Source organism: Amycolatopsis minnesotensis, from assembly GCF_039529815.1.
Classification (GTDB): domain Bacteria; phylum Actinomycetota; class Actinomycetes; order Mycobacteriales; family Pseudonocardiaceae; genus Amycolatopsis; species Amycolatopsis minnesotensis.
Genome location: NZ_BAAANN010000016.1, coordinates 169,655 through 185,591 on the forward strand (window position 1 = coordinate 169,655; position 15,937 = coordinate 185,591).

Sequence of the window (15,937 nt, forward strand, 5' to 3'; positions counted from 1 at the left end):
GGGCTCGCGAAGGGTGTGTTCGTGATATCTGTGCCTGTGGAGGCTTTTTCGGGGCGCGAGCGTGGGAACGGGGAGAGGTGGGAGTCGCGGATTCCCGGCCCGTGCCCTGAAGGGCGCCTTCGGGGAATCTGACGCCGCTAACTCGCCCTTCGCGGCGGGGAGTTCGCCGAGTCTGGTGCCCTGACCCGTAAATGAGCAGATTTGCCGGGTACAGCAAGATCGCCCCTTCAGCGGAGGTGCGCGTCCCTATTTTCACCTCTGGCAGGACGTCCCCGCCACGGGACACAGATCACTGAAGGGGCCCTTCGGGGCATCTGATTCCCTCAGGGGCGCCTTCGGGGCATGCGGGACCCCGATGGGGCAGGGTGAATCCGCACGAGGGCGGAGTTCGCGGCCGTAGCTGCCCTGACGGTGCCCTTCGGGGGCAGTGCGGGCCAGGACATGCGCGGACCGCCCACCCGGCCAGCGCCGCGGTCGTGGCCTTCGTGCGGCCCGTCTTCCCGGCCTGGCCGCCGCCGGTGCGTCTGCCAGCACCCATCTCCACTGAAGGGAGCCGTTACGGGCACGAGCGTCCTCAAGGCTCCCTTCAGTGGCAGGGAAATCAGTTCCGGGTGGCGGTGAGGTGCCAGACGGGGAGCAGGACCCGGTTGTCCTCGTCGGTGTTCAGCGCGGTGATCGCGGGCAGGTCGGCGTCCGGTGTCATGGTGCCGACCAGCCGCGCCGCCGTTTCCGGTGTCATGGACGACGTGTACTCGGCCCGTTCGAGCCGGGTGATGGTCCAGCCTTCGGCGAAGGTGTCCCGCAGTTCCTTCTCGGTGAGCTGCGCCGGGACGGGGAGGCTGTCGGGCAGTGAGTCGGAGAAGCAGAACATCTGCAGCCGCGCGCCCGGTTTCGCGGCGCGGTGGACCGCGGCCGCGTAGCCGGGGCGGTCTTCCGCGCTGAGGCAGTGGAAGAGCGCGCTGTCGACCACGGTGTCGAACCGGTTCTCGAACCCGTCGAGCCTGGTCGCGTCGCCGACGGCGAAGTCGACGGCCTGCCCGGCGGTTTCGGCGCGCTGCCGTGCGGTGGCGAGCGCGGTTTCGGAGCCGTCGACGCCGGTGACCCGGTGGCCGCGCGAGGCGAGGAAGATCGCGTTGTTGCCCAGCCCGCAGCCGATGTCGAGGATGTCCCCGCCGACCCCGCCCGCCGCTTCGAGCGCGACCAGCAGCGGCTGCGGTTCCCCGATGTCCCACGGCATCGTCTCGCCGATCTCGGTGTTGCCCTGGTAAATCTCCTCGAAGTCGAAGTCCTCGAGGGCACTGGAACCCGTGGAGCCCGAATTGGTCATGATTCTCCTCCTCGTGCTATTTCAACGCCTGATGAGTTCCAGCATCCTGATGATCGGGACGCCTGTCAACCGTCCGGGAATGCTCGCTCACTCTTCGAGGTTGCCACGAGTATGAGAATCGGGTTGTCCACCTTCGTGACCGACTACGGCATCCGTCCCGCGACGCTCGGGAAAGCACTGGAGGAGCGCGGTTTCGACGCGCTGTTCATCGCGGAGCACTCGCACATCCCGGCGAGCAGGCTCAGCGCGTACCCCGGCGGGGGAGACCTGCCGAAGCCCTACTACCACGCCGTGGACCCGTTCGTGGCGCTCGGCGCGGCGGCCGCGGTGACTTCGACGCTGCGCCTCGGCACCGGGATCACCCTGCTCGTCCAGCGCGACGTGCTGCACACCGCGAACGAGGTGGCCACGCTCGACCTGATCTCGGACGGCAGGGTCGACTTCGGCGTCGGCGTCGGGTGGAACCGCGAGGAGATGGAGAACCACGGCACCGACCCGAAGACGCGGGGCAAGCTGATCGACGAGCAGCTCGACGTGCTCAAGGCGGTCTGGACCCAGGAGCGGGCGGAGTTCCACGGCGAGCTGATCGACTTCGACCCGATCTTCGCGTGGCCGAAGCCGGTGCAGGACCCGCATCCGCCGATCTACGTCGGCGGGAACAGCATCGCCGCGGTGAAGCACGCGGCGGGGCACGCCGACGCCTGGCTGCCCAACGGTGCCGCCGACGCCCACGGGGTCAAGGCGCAGCTCGCGTTGCGGGACGAGCACCTCGGCAGCGGCGGCACGGTCCTGCCGATCACCGTCGACGCGAGCAACCTCGAGGTGCTCGACGCCTACGCCGAGGCGGGGATCCCCCGGATCGCGCTGCTCGGCACCCCGGCGCCCGAGGCCGACACCCTGCGCGCGCTCGACGGCTACGCCGATCTCGTGGCGCGCTACCGGGACTGAGTCACCAGAAGTTCACCCGATCCGGGAATGCGCGGTCGCGGGGACGGTGTTCGACTGTCGTATGGACTTCGGCATCTCCACTTTCGTGACCGATGAAGGCATCCGGCCGGCCCCGCTGGGCAAGGCGCTGGAAGAGCGGGGTTTCGACTCGCTCTTCCTCGCCGAGCACTCGCACATCCCGGTCAGCCGCCGGACCCCGTATCCCGGCGGTGGCGAGCTGCCCAGGGTCTACTACCGCACGCTCGACCCGTTCGTCACGCTGACCGCGGTCGCGGGCGCGACCGAGAAGCTGCTGCTGGGCACCGGGATCGCCCTGCTCATCCAGCGCGATCTCTTCCACACGGCCAAGGAGGTCGCGAGCCTCGACCTGCTTTCGGGCGGGCGGGTCGCGTTCGGCGTCGGCGTCGGGTGGAACCGCGAGGAGATGGAGAACCACGGCACCGACCCGAAAACGCGGGGCAGGCTGATCGACGAGCAGATCGAGGCGTTGAAGGCGCTCTGGACCCAGGAAGAGGCGGAGTTCCACGGGAAGTTCGTCGATTTCGACCCGGTGTTCTCCTGGCCGAAGCCGGTGCAGGCCCCGCATCCGCCGATCTACGTCGGCGGGCACAGCCCGGCCGCGTTGAAGCGGCTCGTCGAGCACGCCGACGCCTGGCTCCCGATCGGGGTCACGCCGCCGGAGGAGATCACGCGCGTGCGGTCGTGGCTCGCCGAACAGGGCCGCGAGAACGTGCCGGTCACCATCTTCGGTGCCGACGCGGACGCGGCTACGCTCGACGGGTACGCCGAGGCGGGCGTCGACAGGGTGACGTTCCTGCTGCCGACAGCGCCCGAAGCGGAGACGCTCACCACGCTCGACGAGCTGGCCGCGACGGCCGACGCCCACCGCTGAGCGGGGGTAGGTTCTATGACGACGAAGATCAGCAGGCAAGAAGGGTTGATGCGCTCGTGAGCGACGTTCAGATCGGCATGGCGGCGGCCTTGGAGCAGTTCTCGCCGAGGGAATCCATCGAACTCGCCGCGCTGGCCGAACAGCACGGCTTCTCCGGGCAGATGGCCGCGGACCACTTCCAGCCCTGGGTCCCGCAACAGGGTGAGGCCTCGTTCGTCTGGAGCGTGCTCGCCTCGCTCGCGGAGAACACCACCGGCGATCTCGGCCCCGGCGTGACCTGCCCGTCGTTCCGGCTGCACCCCGCGATGGTGGCGCAGGCCGCGGCGACGCTGGAGGCCACCTACCCCGGCCGCACCTGGCTGGGCATCGGGTCCGGCGAGGCGCTCAACGAGCACATCATCGGCGGGTACTGGCCGGAGGCGCCCGAGCGCGTGCGCCGCATGTTCGAGGCGCTTGAGATCATCAACAAGCTGTTCACCGGCAAGGACGTCAAGCACAGCGGCGAGTTCTTCAAGCTGCACACCACGCGGCTGTGGACGCTGCCGGACGCGCCGCCGCCGATCTACATCGCCTCGGCCGGCCCGTACACCTCGCGCAAGACCGGGGAGCTGGCCGACGGGCTGATCACGCCCGGCGCGTCGCTCGAGAAGCTCTCGGGGATCCTCGACAACTTCTCGCAGGGCGCCAAGAAGGCGGGCAAGGACCCGGACAGCATGCCGAAGCTGCTGCAGGTGCACCTGTCCTGGGCCGAGACCGACGAGCAGGCGTGGGCGAACGCGCTCGACCAGTGGCCCAACGGCGGCATGAAGTTCCCGAAGGCCGACATCCGCTCGCCGTTCGACTTCGCGCAGATGGCCAAGCTGGTGCGCAAGGAGGACTTCGACGGCCGCATGGTCGTCTCCTCGGACCCCGATGTGCACCGCGCGGCGCTGCAGAAGTTCGTCGACGCCGGGTTCACGCGCATCTACGTGCACAACGTGGGGCGCAACCAGAAGGAGTGGATCGAGACCTTCGGCCGCGAGGTGCTCCCGAAGCTCAAGGCCTGACGCAAGCAGCCCTGGCCGCCCGCCTGCGAGGGTGGGAGATGTCCTGAAGGTGCCCTTGAGGGAATCTGATGCCGTGAAGGGCACCTTCAGGGCATCAGCATCGCCATGCCGCGCGCCGCGAGGGGCGGGGTTGGGGCGTTGGATGCCCCGAAGGCGCCCTTGGGGGCAGGAGCTGGGATTTCGCGGCTGGCGGCTCTTTCTCGTTTCCGTGCTGGTGCTTCGAAGGGGTCTCCGGGGCGTGCATGTCGCGGATGTGGCCGTCGTGGGGCCTGCTCTGTTCCGGGCCGCATGCCCTGAAGGTGCCCTTGAGGGAATCTGACGTCGTGAAGGGCACCTTCAGGGCATGGGCGTCGCCATGCCGCGCGCAGTGAAGGGCGAGATTGGGGCGTCAGATGCCCCGAAGGTCACCTTCGGGGACTCAGCGGCGCAGGTCGGCCAGGAAGGCTCGCCATCCGGCTGGGGTCGGCGTGAGGTGACCCGCCTCGGGGGCTTTCGAGTCGCGGACGGCGGGGGTGGTCGCGCAGATCGCCATCTCGACGCAGTCCGCCTGGCCACTTGTGTCGCTATACGAACTCTTTCGCCAGGTCAGCCCGGTGAGGTCGGGGGTGGGCATGAGGGGGCGGCCTCCGCTCGATCGTAGGCGCCTGCCAGGTCGGCAAGCCATGCCCGCGATTCTTCCTCATCGAGTGCCGCGTGGTCGAGTTTGCTCAGGATGGTTCGGTAAGCCACGATGTCGCTGGGCTTCTCCACGAAGATGCCAACGCCCTGTCCTTCGGTGTACCCGACGGACGGGTGCTTCTCGTAGTCCATCAATCGAAGTGTGTTCAGGGCGCTGAACGGACCAGCCGAGTCGGGAACTACCCGTAGCGTGCAATGCTTCTGCGAGCCAGTGAGCATGAGGTACAAGATTTGCTCATTCATGATGCTCGCGGTGCCGATGGTGGTCCGCAGCGCATTTTCCTGGATGAAGAACGTGCACTGCGGAGGCTTGGCGCGGTGCAGCAACCCTTGCCTTGCCAGCCGTGCCTGGACTCGTACTTCCCTGACCTCCGCTGACACGGATGAGAACAGCGAGAGCAGCTCGCGTATGTAGCTTTCCGACTGAAGCAGTCCCGGTACCACCCGTGGTTCGTAGCAGTCGATCGTGTGGGCCAAGCTTTCCTGCACGATCAACGAACGAAGCTCCTGCCGTAGTTCAGGGCCGTTCGGAAGGGTGAGGCTGGAGTCATCGGGCTCGCTGGCAAGCTGGACGAGCCATTCGTAGTCCGCCTTCTTCACCGGGCCACAGCCGCCGAGGTAGGTTGCGACATCGAATGGGGTGGGTGGGCGAGAACCGCTTTCGATGAACGAGATGGTCGCGTGCGACCACCCCAGTTTCCGGCTCAGTTCGCGCGAGGTCATGTGCCTCGCTTCACGTTGCGCGCGAAGTCCCGCACCGACTTCGCGCGCCCGTACGGTATGCGGCCGCAGCTCCGGCTTTCTGCCCATGTGGACACGCTAGAGCGAGGAAGCCCTTGCGGGCAGAGGAATCCGCGTGGTTCACCGCAAAGAACGCAGCTGGTTCAGATCCGAACCAGACGTCATTTGTCCAGCAGCAAATGCACTGACAGTTCGAGGCGGTTGGCTACGTCGGCGGCGGAAGCCCGGCGCGTCACCCAGGCCACCAGGTTCGCCATCCACACGTCGGCGATGAGGTGGAAGATGTCGCGATCGTGCTCGTTCGGCTCGTCGATGCCCATCGCCTTGGCGAACATGGCTTCCATGTACGCGCCGACCTGTTCGACCTCGGCGGCCGCAGTGGTGTCGGCGAACATGAAGGCCCGCACCATCGCTTCGGTGAGGTGCGGGTCGCGCTGCATCATCCTGGTGTTGCGGCCGAGCACGAAGATGAGCCGCTCGACGGGGGTGTCGCCGGGGATGGCGCCGCGCTCGATCTTGTCCTGCGCGCGCTCGAACTCCCTGGCCAGTCCCGAGACCAGCAGGTGGATCTTGGACGGGAAGTACCGGTACAGCGTGCCGAGCGCGACGTCCGCGCGTTCGGCGACCGCGCGCATCTGCACCGCGTCGTAGCCGCCTTTCGCGGCCAGTGCGAGCGTCGCGTCGATGATGCGGCGGCGGCGGTCGCGTTGCGCGGCCGAGCCCAGCTCGTCACCGCCGATCGCGCTCATGCCGGTGCCACCGCGCGCCTTGGGCTGCGCGGCCGTCCTCGGCTTGGCGGCCATCGGGCCCTCCCAGGGTGATTCGTAACTTGTTCCAGTTTGTCAGGTTAGCGTACCCAACGCCCGTGCGCGTTCAACTCGCGCGCACTTGCCGAGAAAACTGAAACACGTTCTAATGATCGTGGCGGCGAGCGTCAGGAGGTCAACCGGTGCCGATAGCGATCACCGAAGAGCAGGCCGCGCTGGCCGTGACCATCAGGTCGTGGGCGGCGGAAAAGGATGCGGACTTCGCGGGGCTGGCCAAGCTCGGGCTGTTCGCGGCGGCGCTGCCGGAGTCGGTCGGCGGCGCGGGCGGCGATGTGACAGATCTCGCGTCCGGGCTCGAAGAGGTGGCCGCCGCGCTCGTGCCCGGCCCGGTGTTCGGCACCGCGCTGGCCGGGCTGGCACTGGCCGCGGACCACGCCGCACCGGTCGCGGCGGAGCTGCTGCCGGGGCTCGTCGCGGGCTCGGCGTCGGCCGCGGTCGCGTGGGAGGCTCCCGTCCCCGGCGACTGGCCCGTGCTCTCCGGCCGCATCGGGCCGGTGTTCGATGCCGACGACGACACCTGGCTGATCCTGTCCTCGGCCGCGGGCGGGTGGTTCGCGCTGCCGCCGGGGACTCCTGGCGTCACGGTCACCCCCGTCGAGTCGTTCGATCCGTCTCGGTCGTGCGCCTTCCTCGACTTCGACCGGGTCGCCGTCCCGGAGGCGGCCCTGCTGGACCCCGGCGACGGGACGATCGCCGATCTCGCCGCGACCGTCGCCTCGGCCGAAGCCGCCGGGATCGCCGCGTGGTGCCTGCGGACCGCGAGCGACTACGCGAAGGTCCGCGAGCAGTTCGGCCGTCCGATCGGGACGTTCCAGGCGGTCAAGCACCTGTGCGCGGACATGCTGTGCCGCGCCGAAGCGACAGCGGCGCTGGCCTGGGACGCGGCGCGCGCCGCGGCAGGCGGCTCGCCGTCGCAGCGGTCGTGCGCGGCTTCGGCCGCGCTGGCCGTCGCGCTCGACGCGGCCGTAGACAACGCGAAGGACTGCATCCAGGTGCTCGGCGGGATCGGGTTCACCTGGGAGCACGGCGCGCACTTCCGGCTGCGGCGCGCGATCTCGCTGCGGCAGGTGTTCGGCGGTGGCGCGCGATGGCGGGAAAGGACCGCGCGGCTCGCCCTCGACGGCACGCGCCGCGAGATCGCGCTCGACGTCGGCACGGACGAATCCGTGGCGGCCGACGTCGCCGAGATCGCGGCGGTTTCCGGTGCGGCGCAACGGATCCGGCTCGCCGAAACCGGCTACCTCACCCCGCACTGGCCGAAGCCGTACGGGCTCGACGCTTCGCCGTCGCGGCAGCTCGTGATCGACGCCGAGCTGGCGAAGGCAGGGGTGGAGCGGCCCGATCTGGTGATCGGCGGCTGGGCGGCGCCGACGATACTGGCGCACGGAACCGAGGCGCAGCGGGAAAAATTCGTTGGGCCGACGTTGCGCGGCGAGATCGTGTGGTGCCAGCTCTTCAGCGAGCCGGAGGCGGGTTCCGACCTCGCGTCCCTGCGGACCGCCGCGGCCAAGGTGCCGGGGGGCTGGCGCCTTCGCGGCCAGAAGGTCTGGACCTCGCTGGCGCACGAGGCGCACTGGGCGATCTGCCTCGCGCGGACCGACGCGAGCGTCCCGAAGCACCGCGGCATCACCTACTTCCTCGTCGACATGACGGCGGACGGACTCAAAATCCGTCCGCTACGGGAAATCACCGGTGACGAGATGTTCAACGAGGTCTTCCTCGACGACGTGTTCGTCCCGGACGACCACGTCGTCGGCGAGCCGGGCGACGGCTGGCGCCTCGCGCGCACCACGCTCGCGAACGAACGCGTCGCGATGAGCAGGGGATCGTCGCTCGGTGACGACGTCGAAACGCTCCTGGGCGGCGTGCGCGACCCGGACGACGGCACGCTGGAACGGCTGGGCGCACTGGTCGCCGACGGCTTCACCGGCGCGCTCCTCGACGTGCGCGCGATACTGCGCAGATTGGACGGACACGGTGCCGAAGCCGAGTCGAGCGTGCGGAAGCTGCTCGGGGTGCGGCACCGGCAGGAAGTCGCCGAGTTCGCCTTGGACCTGCTGGGCCGCACGGGTTCGGTCGTGACCGACGAGACCGCGAAGGCGCAGCACGAGTTCCTGCTGACCCGCTGCCTGAGCATCGCGGGCGGCACCACCCAGATCCTGCGCTCGGTCGCCGCCGAGCGCCTGCTCGGCCTGCCCCGGAAGTAGCGGGCCGCACGGCGGCGATTCACCGGATTCGTTCGCGAACCCGTCCACCGGTCGCGGAAAAAAATCGGCCCCGGCTGTGGCGGGGGAAACACAGCCGGGGCCGATCGGACACGACGTCGATCGACGAGGGGGAGCGATCGTCGTCGCGTGGCAAGGGGATTACCGCGGGATGAACAGCGGTGTGGTGTGCGCTCCGTTTCCCGTCGGTACTTCGTGACACTCGATACGTCGTGACAGAGATTCTGTCGATTCCCCGGTGCCACCACAAGTGTTGATTCGTAGAGAATTCGCGAATTTTTCAACCCTTGACATAACGCAGATGTGTCCATTCGAGGAAGCGCTGCACCCCACGCACCACATGTGCGCTGCGGATGGACGGGAACACGTCGAACGCGTGTTGCGCGCCGGGAATCTCCGCGTAGGCGACTGGGTTCCGCGAAACCCCGCGCAGCCGTTCGACGAACCTGCGCGCTTCCCGCACCGGGACGAGCGAGTCGTGCTCGCCGTGCACCACGAAGAACGGCGGGGCCTCGTCGGTGATGCGGTCCAGCGGCGAGGTCGTGACGTAGTCGTCGAGGAACTCCACCGGGTCCTTGCCGACGATGCGCCTGGCGAGCAGCGTCTTCATCCTCGCGGCGCTCGCCCGTGAACCGCTCGTGGCGGCGAAGTCGTAGACGCCGTAGTGCGGCGCGCAGGCTTGGACGGTGGTGTCGGCCTCGGTGAAGCCGGGCTGCAGGCGCGCGTCGTTCGGGGTGAGCGCGAGCAACGAGGAAATGTGCCCGCCCGCCGAGCCGCCGGTGACCGCCACGAACGACGGGTCGCCGCCGTAGGCGTGGATGTTCTCCTTGATCCACGCGACGGCCCGCTTCGCCCCGACCACGTGGTCCGGCCACTGCGCGGCGGGGGAGAGCGGGTAGTTGATCGCCACGCACACCCAGCCGCGCTCGGCCATGCGCAGCATCAGCGGGATGCCCTGCTGGTCCTTGTTGCCGATCATCCAGGCGCCGCCGTGCACCTGGAGCAGCACCGGCCGCCCTTCACCGCCCTCGCGCGGGCGGTAGACGTCGAGGAGGAAGCGCTTGCCACCGGGGGCGTAGGCGATGTCCCGTTCGCGGCGCACCGCGGGGTTGCGCATGCGGAACGGCCACACGAGCTGCGGCCACGGGGTCGCGAGATCGGCCGTCGGCGGCGGGGTGCCGAGCTCGTCGGCGTAGTGCTCGCCGAGCGCCTCCCGCAGCGCGCCCTCGACCGCGTCGCGGGCCCGCTGGGACGTGGTCACGAGCGTGGCCAGCCCGGCGGCCGACAGCGCGCCGAGCGCCACGCCGAGCTTGTCCCCGCGGGTGCGGGCCCCGTGCCTGGCGAGGTGCACCGCGGTGTCGAGCGCGGTCAGCCCGATGAGCTGCGGCGCCAGTTCGGCGGTGAGCCAGCCCGCCGCGAACGCCGGTACGGCGGCACGGGCGCCGCGCACGGGCCGGATCGCGTTGGCGGTGAGACCGAGCTGGAGGACCCTGCGGGCGAGGAAACCGGACGTCATTACTCGATAGTAGGTTGCCGTGCTGCCCGATGCCGAGTCCCGATTTGCGCGGGAGGCCACACATATAGGACAACGCGCCCTCATCGGTGGAAGCGGCCGGTGGCCTCGCTTAGGCTGATCGCCATGCAACGCCTGAGCGGCCTGGACGCGAGTTTCCTGTACCTGGAGACCTCCGCGCAGGTGCTGCACGTCTGCGGGCTGGCGACGCTCGACGGCTCGACGGTCCCCGGCGGCTACAGCTTCCGCGCGTTCGAAGAACGGCTCCGCGACCGCGTCGCGCTGATCCCGGCGTTCCGGCGCAAGCTGCACAACTCGGCGTGGAACCTCACGCACCCGGTGTGGGTCGAGGACGACGAGTTCGATCTCGATCACCACCTGCACCGCATCGCCGTGCCCGGCCCCGGCGACAGCCACGAGCTGGCTGCGCTGTGCGCGCACCTGGCGGGCCGGCCGCTGGACCGGAACCGCCCGCTGTGGGAGATGTACGTCATCGAGGACGTCCGTACCGGTGGCGACGACACGGTGGCGATCTTCATCAAGATGCACCACGCGAGCGTCGACGGTGTGGGCGGTGCGAACCTGATCGCCTACCTCGCCGGGGTGGAGCCCGACGCGCCGCCGCCGGACCCCGGCGAGGGCGCGCGCCACAACCCGGCGGAACCGGACCGGTTCGCGCTGCTGCGCACGAGCGTCACGTCGCTGGTGAAACGCCCGGCGCAGGCGGTGAAGCTGCTGCCGGAACTGGCCGCGATGGCACCGCGCTGGATCGGCAGGGCGTTGCGGGGCAAGGGCATGCCGGTGCCGTTCACCGCGCCGAGGACCCTGCTCAACGGCACCATCACCGGGCATCGCAGCGTCGCCTACGCGCAGCTCGACCTCGCCGAGGTCAAGGACCTCAAGAACGCCTTCGGCGTCACCGTGAACGACATCGTGCTCGCGATCGTCGCCGGCGCGCTGCGCCGCTTCCTCGACGACCGTGACGACCTGCCGGGCGACCCGCTGGTCGCCACCGTGCCGGTGTCGGTGCACGAGCGGTCCGAGCGCGAGCACGGCAGCAACAAGGTCTCGGCGTTCTTCGCCTCGCTGCCGACGCATCTCGCCGACCCGGCGGCCAGGGTGTTCGCGCTCGCGGAGAACAACCGGCTCTCGAAGGACCACCACCACAGCATCGACGCGGACATGCTGCAGGACTGGGCCCAGTTCGCCGGGCCTGCCGTGTTCGGCCTCGCGATCCGCGCCTACTCGGCGTTGCGGCTGGCGGAACGGCATCCGCCCGCGCACAACCTGGTGGTGTCCAACGTGCCCGGCCCGCCGATGCCGCTGTACCTGCTCGGCGCGCGCATCACCGGGCTCTACCCGCTCGGCCCGGTGTTCCACGGCGCGGGGCTCAACATCACCGTGCTGTCCAACGCGGGCAAGGTGGACTTCGGCCTGCTCGGCGCCCGCGAGCTGGTGCCGGACCTGTGGCCGCTGGCCGACGCGATCGGCGCGGCGCTGAAAGAGCTGAAAGCGGCCGCGCCGGGCGGGGACCCGGGTTAAACCCGGCCCATGACCGAGCCGCAGGCCGCGAGGAAGGCGGGCACGAACAGGTCCGCGCTCAGCACGCACGCGGCGTGCCCCGCCGGGATCTCGTAGCTCGCCGTCCCGGCGATCCGGTCCGCGATCCAGCGCTGGTGCGACGGCGCGATGAACTGGTCCCTGCTGGTGATCACCATCGACGTCGGGAGCCGCAGTTCGTGCAGCCAGCCCGTCGAGTCGAACCGCCCGATCTCCTCCAGCGCGGACGCGATCGCCCACGGGCTGGTGGACCGGAACTCCGCGAGCGCCCACCGGTGGTCCTCCAGCCGCGCGTGCGGGGTGGCGGGGCCGACCGAGCCGATGCGCGCGCGATCGCGCAGGACGTGCATGGTGCGGCCGAACAGGTCCAGTGCCACTCGCTGGCGGATGCCGCGCCGGAAGTTCGCGCCGGTCGAGCACAGCACCATGCCGCGCACCCGTTCCGGGTACTGGTGCGCGACGTGCTGCGACACCATCCCGCCCATCGAGTACCCGGCGACGAAGAACTCGCCGATGCCGAGCGCGTCGGCGACCGCGATGACGTCGCCGGTGCAGTCGTCGAGGCGGAAGTCGTGCGAGCGGATGCCCTGGCCGTGCCAGCGCTGGTCGAAGACCACCACGCGGTGCCGCTCGGCCAGCTTGGCCACCACCGGGTACCAGGTGAGCATGCCGGTGCAGGCCACCGAGTGCAGCAGGATCACCGCGGGCGCGTCGCGCGGGCCCACGTCGACCACGGCCGTCCGGCCGCGACCGGGCAGTGCCAGCGGCTCGGGGTCGGGCAGGCCCGCGGTCGGCGGCACGGTGACGACGCGGCGTGTGGCACGCCAGCCCGCCGCGCTGAGATCGAGCGACACCGTTCTCCTTACCCAGTCCGGGGGTTGCCGCGGCCCACCTTCATCGGCTAAGACTGTTCAATACTAGAACACGTTTCAGTCTTTGTCGCGTCGGCGGCCGTGAGGAGCGAAGATGGACTTCACCCTCGACGAGACCCAGCGCGAGATCGCCGATCTCGCGACCGGGATCCTGCGCAAGGAACTCGACCACGAGCGTACGTGGCACGACGCCGGGTACGACACCCGAACCTGGCGCGCGCTGGCCGACGCCGGGCTGTTTTCCCTTGCCCTGCCAGCGGATCTGGGCGGTGACGGGCTCGGCGTGACCGAGATCTCGGTGCTGCTGGCCGAAATCGGCCGCGCGGCCGCGCCGGTGCCCGCGCTGGCCGCGCTCGCGTACGGCGTGCTTCCGCTCGACGCGCTGGGCTCGCCCCGGCAGCGGGCCGCGTTCCTGCCCGGCGTGGCGGCGGGGGAGACCCTGCTCACCGCTGCGCTGCACGAGCCGTCGGCCCCGCTGACGCTGAAACCCCGCACGCGCGCCGAAAGCGACGGTGGAACGTGGCGGCTGACCGGGACGAAGATCGGCGTGCCGTTCGCCGCAGCCGCCGAACGGATCCTGGTGCCCGCCTCGACCCCGACCGGGACCGCGGTGTTCCTCGTCGACCCTGCCGCCGAAGGGATGGCACTGACCCCGGCGCCGTCGTCGAGCGGGCTGCCGGAAAGTTCGATCCACCTCGACGGCGTTCGAGTGTCCGATGAGGACGCACTGGACGACCACGCACCGGGCGAAGCGCTCGCCACCGTGCGGCGCTTCGCGCTCGCCGGAGTCGTGTCCCTCGCCGACGGTGTGCTGGCGGGCGCGCTCGACCTCACCAGCGCGCACGTCGGCACCCGGCACCAGTTCGGCCGCCCGCTCGCCGCGTTCCAGGCGGTCGCGCAGCAGGTCGCGGACGTCTACATCATTTCGCGAACCTTGCAGCTCGCGGCGCGGTCCTCGGCGTGGCGGCTCGGGTCCGGATTGGACGCCGACGGCGATCTCGGCGTAGCGGCGTACTGGCTCGCGCACGAGGCGCCCGCCGCGCTCGGCACCTGCCACCACCTGCACGGCGGTCTCGGCGTCGATGTCACCTACCCGTTGCACCGCTACTACTCGCTGACGAAGGACCTGGTGCGCGCCGTCGGCGGCAGCGCATCGACCGAATCTGGAGTGGCCTCATGCACCTCGAACTGACTGCGGCGCAACGGGATCTACGCGCCGAGCTTCGCGACTACTTCGCGACGCTGGTGAAGCCGGAGGAACGGCGCGCGATGCGCGTTGAGCGGCACGGCGGGGTCTTCCGTGAGATCGTGCGCCGCATGGGCCGCGACGGCTGGCTCGGGGTGGGCTGGCCGCGCGAGTACGGCGGCCGGGGTTTCGGGGAGATCGAACAGCACCTGTTCGCCGACGAGGCCGCGCGCGCGGACGTGCAGCTTCCGTCGGTGACCCTGCAGACCGTCGGCCCGACGCTGCAGGCGTTCGGCACGGACGAGCAGAAGAAGCGGTTCCTGCCGAAGATCCTCGCCGGCGAGGTGCACTTCGCCATCGGGTACACCGAGCCCGACGCGGGGACCGACCTGGCGTCGCTGCGGACCACGGCCGTCCGCGATGGCGACGAGTACGTGGTCAACGGGCAGAAGATCTTCACCACCGGCGGGCACGACGCCGACTTCATCTGGCTGGCGGTGCGCACGGATCCGGCCGCGCCGAAGCACAAGGGCATCTCGATCCTGATCGCCGACACGAGCGACCCCGGGTATTCGTGGACGCCGATCATCACCTGCGACGGCGCCCACCACGTCAACGCGACGTACTACAGCGACGTGCGCGTGCCGAGGGAAATGCTGGTGGGTAAGGAAAACGAGGGCTGGCGGCTGATCACGACGCAGCTCAACCACGAGCGCGTGATGCTCGGTCCTGCCGGGCGGATCGGCGGCACCGCCGACCGGGTGCGCGCGTGGGCGTCGGCACGGTCCACTCCGGACGGGACCCCGCTGCTGGAGCTGCCGGACGTCCGCGCGGTGCTCGCCGAGGCGGCCGCCGTCACGAGGATCAACGAACTGCTCAACTGGCAGGTCGCCGCCGCGTCCTCGTCGTCGCCGGTCGAGGTGGCCGACGCTTCGGCGACGAAGGTCTTCGGCTCGGAGCGGCTGCCGAAGGTGAGCAGGCTGCTGGAAGAGGTCGTCGGCAGGCACGGCGACCCCGCGGACGAGGAGACGGCGGAGCTGATGGACTGGCTCGACAACGTAGCCAAGCGGAACCTGGTGCTGACCTTCGGCGGCGGGGTCAACGAAATCCAGCGCGAGCTGATCGCGAGCGCCGGGCTGGGACTGCCGAGGGTGCCGCGATGAGCATTCTCGACGAGGCACGCCGGATCAAGGAAGCGGGCCCCTCTTCACCTCGGCTCGGTCGCGACCCGGTGAACCAGGCGATGGTGCACAACTGGGTCGAGGCGATCGGCGACCGAAACCCGGTCTACACCGACCAGGAGTTCGCCGCCGGAACCGTCCATTCCGGACTCGTCGCCCCGCCCGCGATGGCGCAGGTGTGGACGATGAACGGGTTGCACGGCGAGCGCGCCGACGACGATCCGCTCGGCGCGATGATGGCGGCGCTCGACAAGGCTGGCTTCACCTCGGTGGTGGCGACCGACTCCGAGCAGACCTACCACCGCTACCTCCGCGAGGGCGAGCGGGTGGCCGCGACGACCACTTTGGACAGTGTGGTCGGGCCGAAGACCACCGCGCTCGGCGAAGGCTGGTTCGTCACCACGACGACGACGTGGGCCGTGGACGGCGAGCCGGTGGCCGAGATGGTGTTCCGGGTGCTGAAGTTCCGGCCGCCGGGAGTGGATGAGCCACCGGAGCGGTCCGCGGTGGACGATCGCATCATCGAAGCGGGCGAGCTGGCCGCCGGTGTCCTGCGCCCGGTGGTGTCGAAGGACACCGAGTTCTTCTGGGCGGGCACCAGGGCGGGCGAGCTGAGGATTCAGCGGTGGGGTGACAAGCTGCGCCATCCGCCTGGCCCGATGCCGCCGGACGGTGATCTGGCCGCGACGCCGGACTACGTCGTGGCGAGCGGTCTCGGCACGGTCTACAGCTACGTCGTGCACCACCACCCGAAGGTGCCCGGCAAGCGGCTGCCGTTCGTGGTCGCGCTCGTGGAGCTGGAAGAAGGCGTGCGCGTGCTGGGCGAGCTGATCGACGCCGCGCCCGAAGACGTCCACATCGGACTCGCCGTCGACTCGGTCTTCCTCCGCGTCGACGACGAGCTGACCTTGCCCGCGTGGCGGGTGCGGGGAGGTGCCTGA

The 15,937-nt window shown here is 69.9% G+C and carries 14 protein-coding genes; 8 read left to right on the top strand and 6 right to left on the bottom strand.

The window, feature by feature from the left end; all coding sequences use genetic code 11:
* Positions 1 to 601 precede the first annotated feature (601 nt).
* Positions 602 to 1,327, bottom strand: coding sequence for a class I SAM-dependent methyltransferase (locus ABD256_RS21430; RefSeq protein WP_344421468.1), 726 nt, complete (start codon positions 1,325 to 1,327; stop codon positions 602 to 604).
* Positions 1,328 to 1,438: 111 nt separating this feature from the next.
* Between ABD256_RS21430 and ABD256_RS21435 the strand changes: the two genes are divergently transcribed.
* From ABD256_RS21435 to ABD256_RS21445, 3 genes are all read left to right on the top strand, one after another.
* Positions 1,439 to 2,275 carry an LLM class F420-dependent oxidoreductase gene (locus tag ABD256_RS21435; RefSeq protein WP_344421471.1) on the top strand — a complete coding sequence of 279 codons (837 nt, stop codon included), beginning with the start codon at positions 1,439 to 1,441 and terminating at the stop codon, positions 2,273 to 2,275.
* 61 nt (positions 2,276 to 2,336) lie between these two features.
* Positions 2,337 to 3,167: an LLM class F420-dependent oxidoreductase gene (locus ABD256_RS21440; RefSeq protein WP_344421473.1), complete on the top strand. Its 831-nt coding sequence runs from the start codon at positions 2,337 to 2,339 to the stop codon at positions 3,165 to 3,167.
* Positions 3,168 to 3,223: 56 nt separating this feature from the next.
* Positions 3,224 to 4,213, top strand: a complete 990-nt coding sequence (locus ABD256_RS21445) for a TIGR03557 family F420-dependent LLM class oxidoreductase (protein ID WP_344421476.1) — start codon at positions 3,224 to 3,226, stop codon at positions 4,211 to 4,213.
* A 418-nt stretch (positions 4,214 to 4,631) separates the two neighbouring features.
* Here ABD256_RS21445 and ABD256_RS21450 read toward each other — a convergent pair whose 3' ends face one another.
* The 3 genes from ABD256_RS21450 to kstR all read right to left on the bottom strand — a co-directional run bounded on the left by ABD256_RS21450 (position 4,632) and on the right by kstR (position 6,435).
* Entirely contained in the window at positions 4,632 to 4,877 is a 246-nt protein-coding gene (locus tag ABD256_RS21450; RefSeq protein ID WP_344421479.1) for a DUF397 domain-containing protein, read from the bottom strand.
* The gene (locus ABD256_RS21455) at positions 4,799 to 5,701 is read right to left on the bottom strand and encodes a helix-turn-helix domain-containing protein (RefSeq protein WP_344421482.1); all 903 of its coding nucleotides are present in this window, start codon (positions 5,699 to 5,701) and stop codon (positions 4,799 to 4,801) included. The genes ABD256_RS21450 and ABD256_RS21455 overlap by 79 nt, the downstream gene beginning before the upstream one ends.
* Positions 5,702 to 5,793: 92 nt before the next feature.
* Positions 5,794 to 6,435 carry a cholesterol catabolism transcriptional regulator KstR gene (gene kstR, locus ABD256_RS21460; protein WP_344421484.1) on the bottom strand — a complete coding sequence of 214 codons (642 nt, stop codon included), beginning with the start codon at positions 6,433 to 6,435 and terminating at the stop codon, positions 5,794 to 5,796.
* Positions 6,436 to 6,581: 146 nt separating this feature from the next.
* Here kstR and ABD256_RS21465 point away from each other — a divergent pair, with 146 nt between their 5' ends.
* On the top strand, positions 6,582 to 8,666 hold the full coding sequence (locus ABD256_RS21465) for an acyl-CoA dehydrogenase family protein (RefSeq protein ID WP_344421487.1): 2,085 nt from the start codon (positions 6,582 to 6,584) through the stop codon (positions 8,664 to 8,666).
* Between the two features lie 298 nt (positions 8,667 to 8,964).
* Here the strand turns inward: ABD256_RS21465 and ABD256_RS21470 are convergent, their stop codons facing one another.
* Complete coding sequence (locus tag ABD256_RS21470) at positions 8,965 to 10,200, bottom strand: alpha/beta hydrolase fold domain-containing protein (protein WP_344421490.1); 1,236 nt, start codon at positions 10,198 to 10,200, stop codon at positions 8,965 to 8,967.
* 123 nt (positions 10,201 to 10,323) lie between these two features.
* Here ABD256_RS21470 and ABD256_RS21475 point away from each other — a divergent pair, with 123 nt between their 5' ends.
* Complete coding sequence (locus ABD256_RS21475; protein WP_344421492.1) at positions 10,324 to 11,739, top strand: WS/DGAT/MGAT family O-acyltransferase; 1,416 nt, start codon at positions 10,324 to 10,326, stop codon at positions 11,737 to 11,739.
* Here the strand turns inward: ABD256_RS21475 and ABD256_RS21480 are convergent.
* On the bottom strand, positions 11,736 to 12,611 hold the full coding sequence (locus ABD256_RS21480) for an alpha/beta fold hydrolase (protein ID WP_344421495.1): 876 nt from the start codon (positions 12,609 to 12,611) through the stop codon (positions 11,736 to 11,738). The two genes, ABD256_RS21475 and ABD256_RS21480, sit on opposite strands and share 4 nt — an antisense overlap.
* Before the next feature lie 112 nt (positions 12,612 to 12,723).
* Between ABD256_RS21480 and ABD256_RS21485 the strand changes: the two genes are divergently transcribed.
* The 3 genes from ABD256_RS21485 to ABD256_RS21495 are packed head-to-tail and all read left to right on the top strand — an operon-like array spanning position 12,724 to position 15,937.
* Positions 12,724 to 13,821, top strand: a complete 1,098-nt coding sequence (locus ABD256_RS21485) for an acyl-CoA dehydrogenase family protein (protein ID WP_344421498.1) — start codon at positions 12,724 to 12,726, stop codon at positions 13,819 to 13,821.
* The gene (locus tag ABD256_RS21490; protein ID WP_344421501.1) at positions 13,806 to 14,978 is read left to right on the top strand and encodes an acyl-CoA dehydrogenase family protein; all 1,173 of its coding nucleotides are present in this window, start codon (positions 13,806 to 13,808) and stop codon (positions 14,976 to 14,978) included. Before ABD256_RS21485 ends, ABD256_RS21490 begins: the two co-directional genes overlap by 16 nt.
* Positions 14,975 to 15,937 carry a bifunctional MaoC family dehydratase N-terminal/OB-fold nucleic acid binding domain-containing protein gene (locus tag ABD256_RS21495; RefSeq protein ID WP_344421504.1) on the top strand — a complete coding sequence of 321 codons (963 nt, stop codon included), beginning with the start codon at positions 14,975 to 14,977 and terminating at the stop codon, positions 15,935 to 15,937. Before ABD256_RS21490 ends, ABD256_RS21495 begins: the two co-directional genes overlap by 4 nt.

Bases quoted from the DNA above. Each gene is read 5' to 3' on its own strand.
- ABD256_RS21430 (WP_344421468.1), bottom strand. From the start codon at position 1,327: ATGACCAATTCGGGCTCCACGGGTTCCAGTGCCCTCGAGGACTTCGAC.
- ABD256_RS21435 (WP_344421471.1), top strand. From the start codon at position 1,439: ATGAGAATCGGGTTGTCCACCTTCGTGACCGACTACGGCATCCGTCCC.
- ABD256_RS21440 (WP_344421473.1), top strand. From the start codon at position 2,337: ATGGACTTCGGCATCTCCACTTTCGTGACCGATGAAGGCATCCGGCCG.
- ABD256_RS21450 (WP_344421479.1), bottom strand. From the start codon at position 4,877: ATGGCTTGCCGACCTGGCAGGCGCCTACGATCGAGCGGAGGCCGCCCC.
- ABD256_RS21455 (WP_344421482.1), bottom strand. From the start codon at position 5,701: ATGGGCAGAAAGCCGGAGCTGCGGCCGCATACCGTACGGGCGCGCGAA.
- kstR (WP_344421484.1), bottom strand. From the start codon at position 6,435: ATGGCCGCCAAGCCGAGGACGGCCGCGCAGCCCAAGGCGCGCGGTGGC.
- ABD256_RS21470 (WP_344421490.1), bottom strand. From the start codon at position 10,200: ATGACGTCCGGTTTCCTCGCCCGCAGGGTCCTCCAGCTCGGTCTCACC.
- ABD256_RS21475 (WP_344421492.1), top strand. From the start codon at position 10,324: ATGCAACGCCTGAGCGGCCTGGACGCGAGTTTCCTGTACCTGGAGACC.
- ABD256_RS21485 (WP_344421498.1), top strand. From the start codon at position 12,724: ATGGACTTCACCCTCGACGAGACCCAGCGCGAGATCGCCGATCTCGCG.
- ABD256_RS21490 (WP_344421501.1), top strand. From the start codon at position 13,806: ATGCACCTCGAACTGACTGCGGCGCAACGGGATCTACGCGCCGAGCTT.
- ABD256_RS21495 (WP_344421504.1), top strand. From the start codon at position 14,975: ATGAGCATTCTCGACGAGGCACGCCGGATCAAGGAAGCGGGCCCCTCT.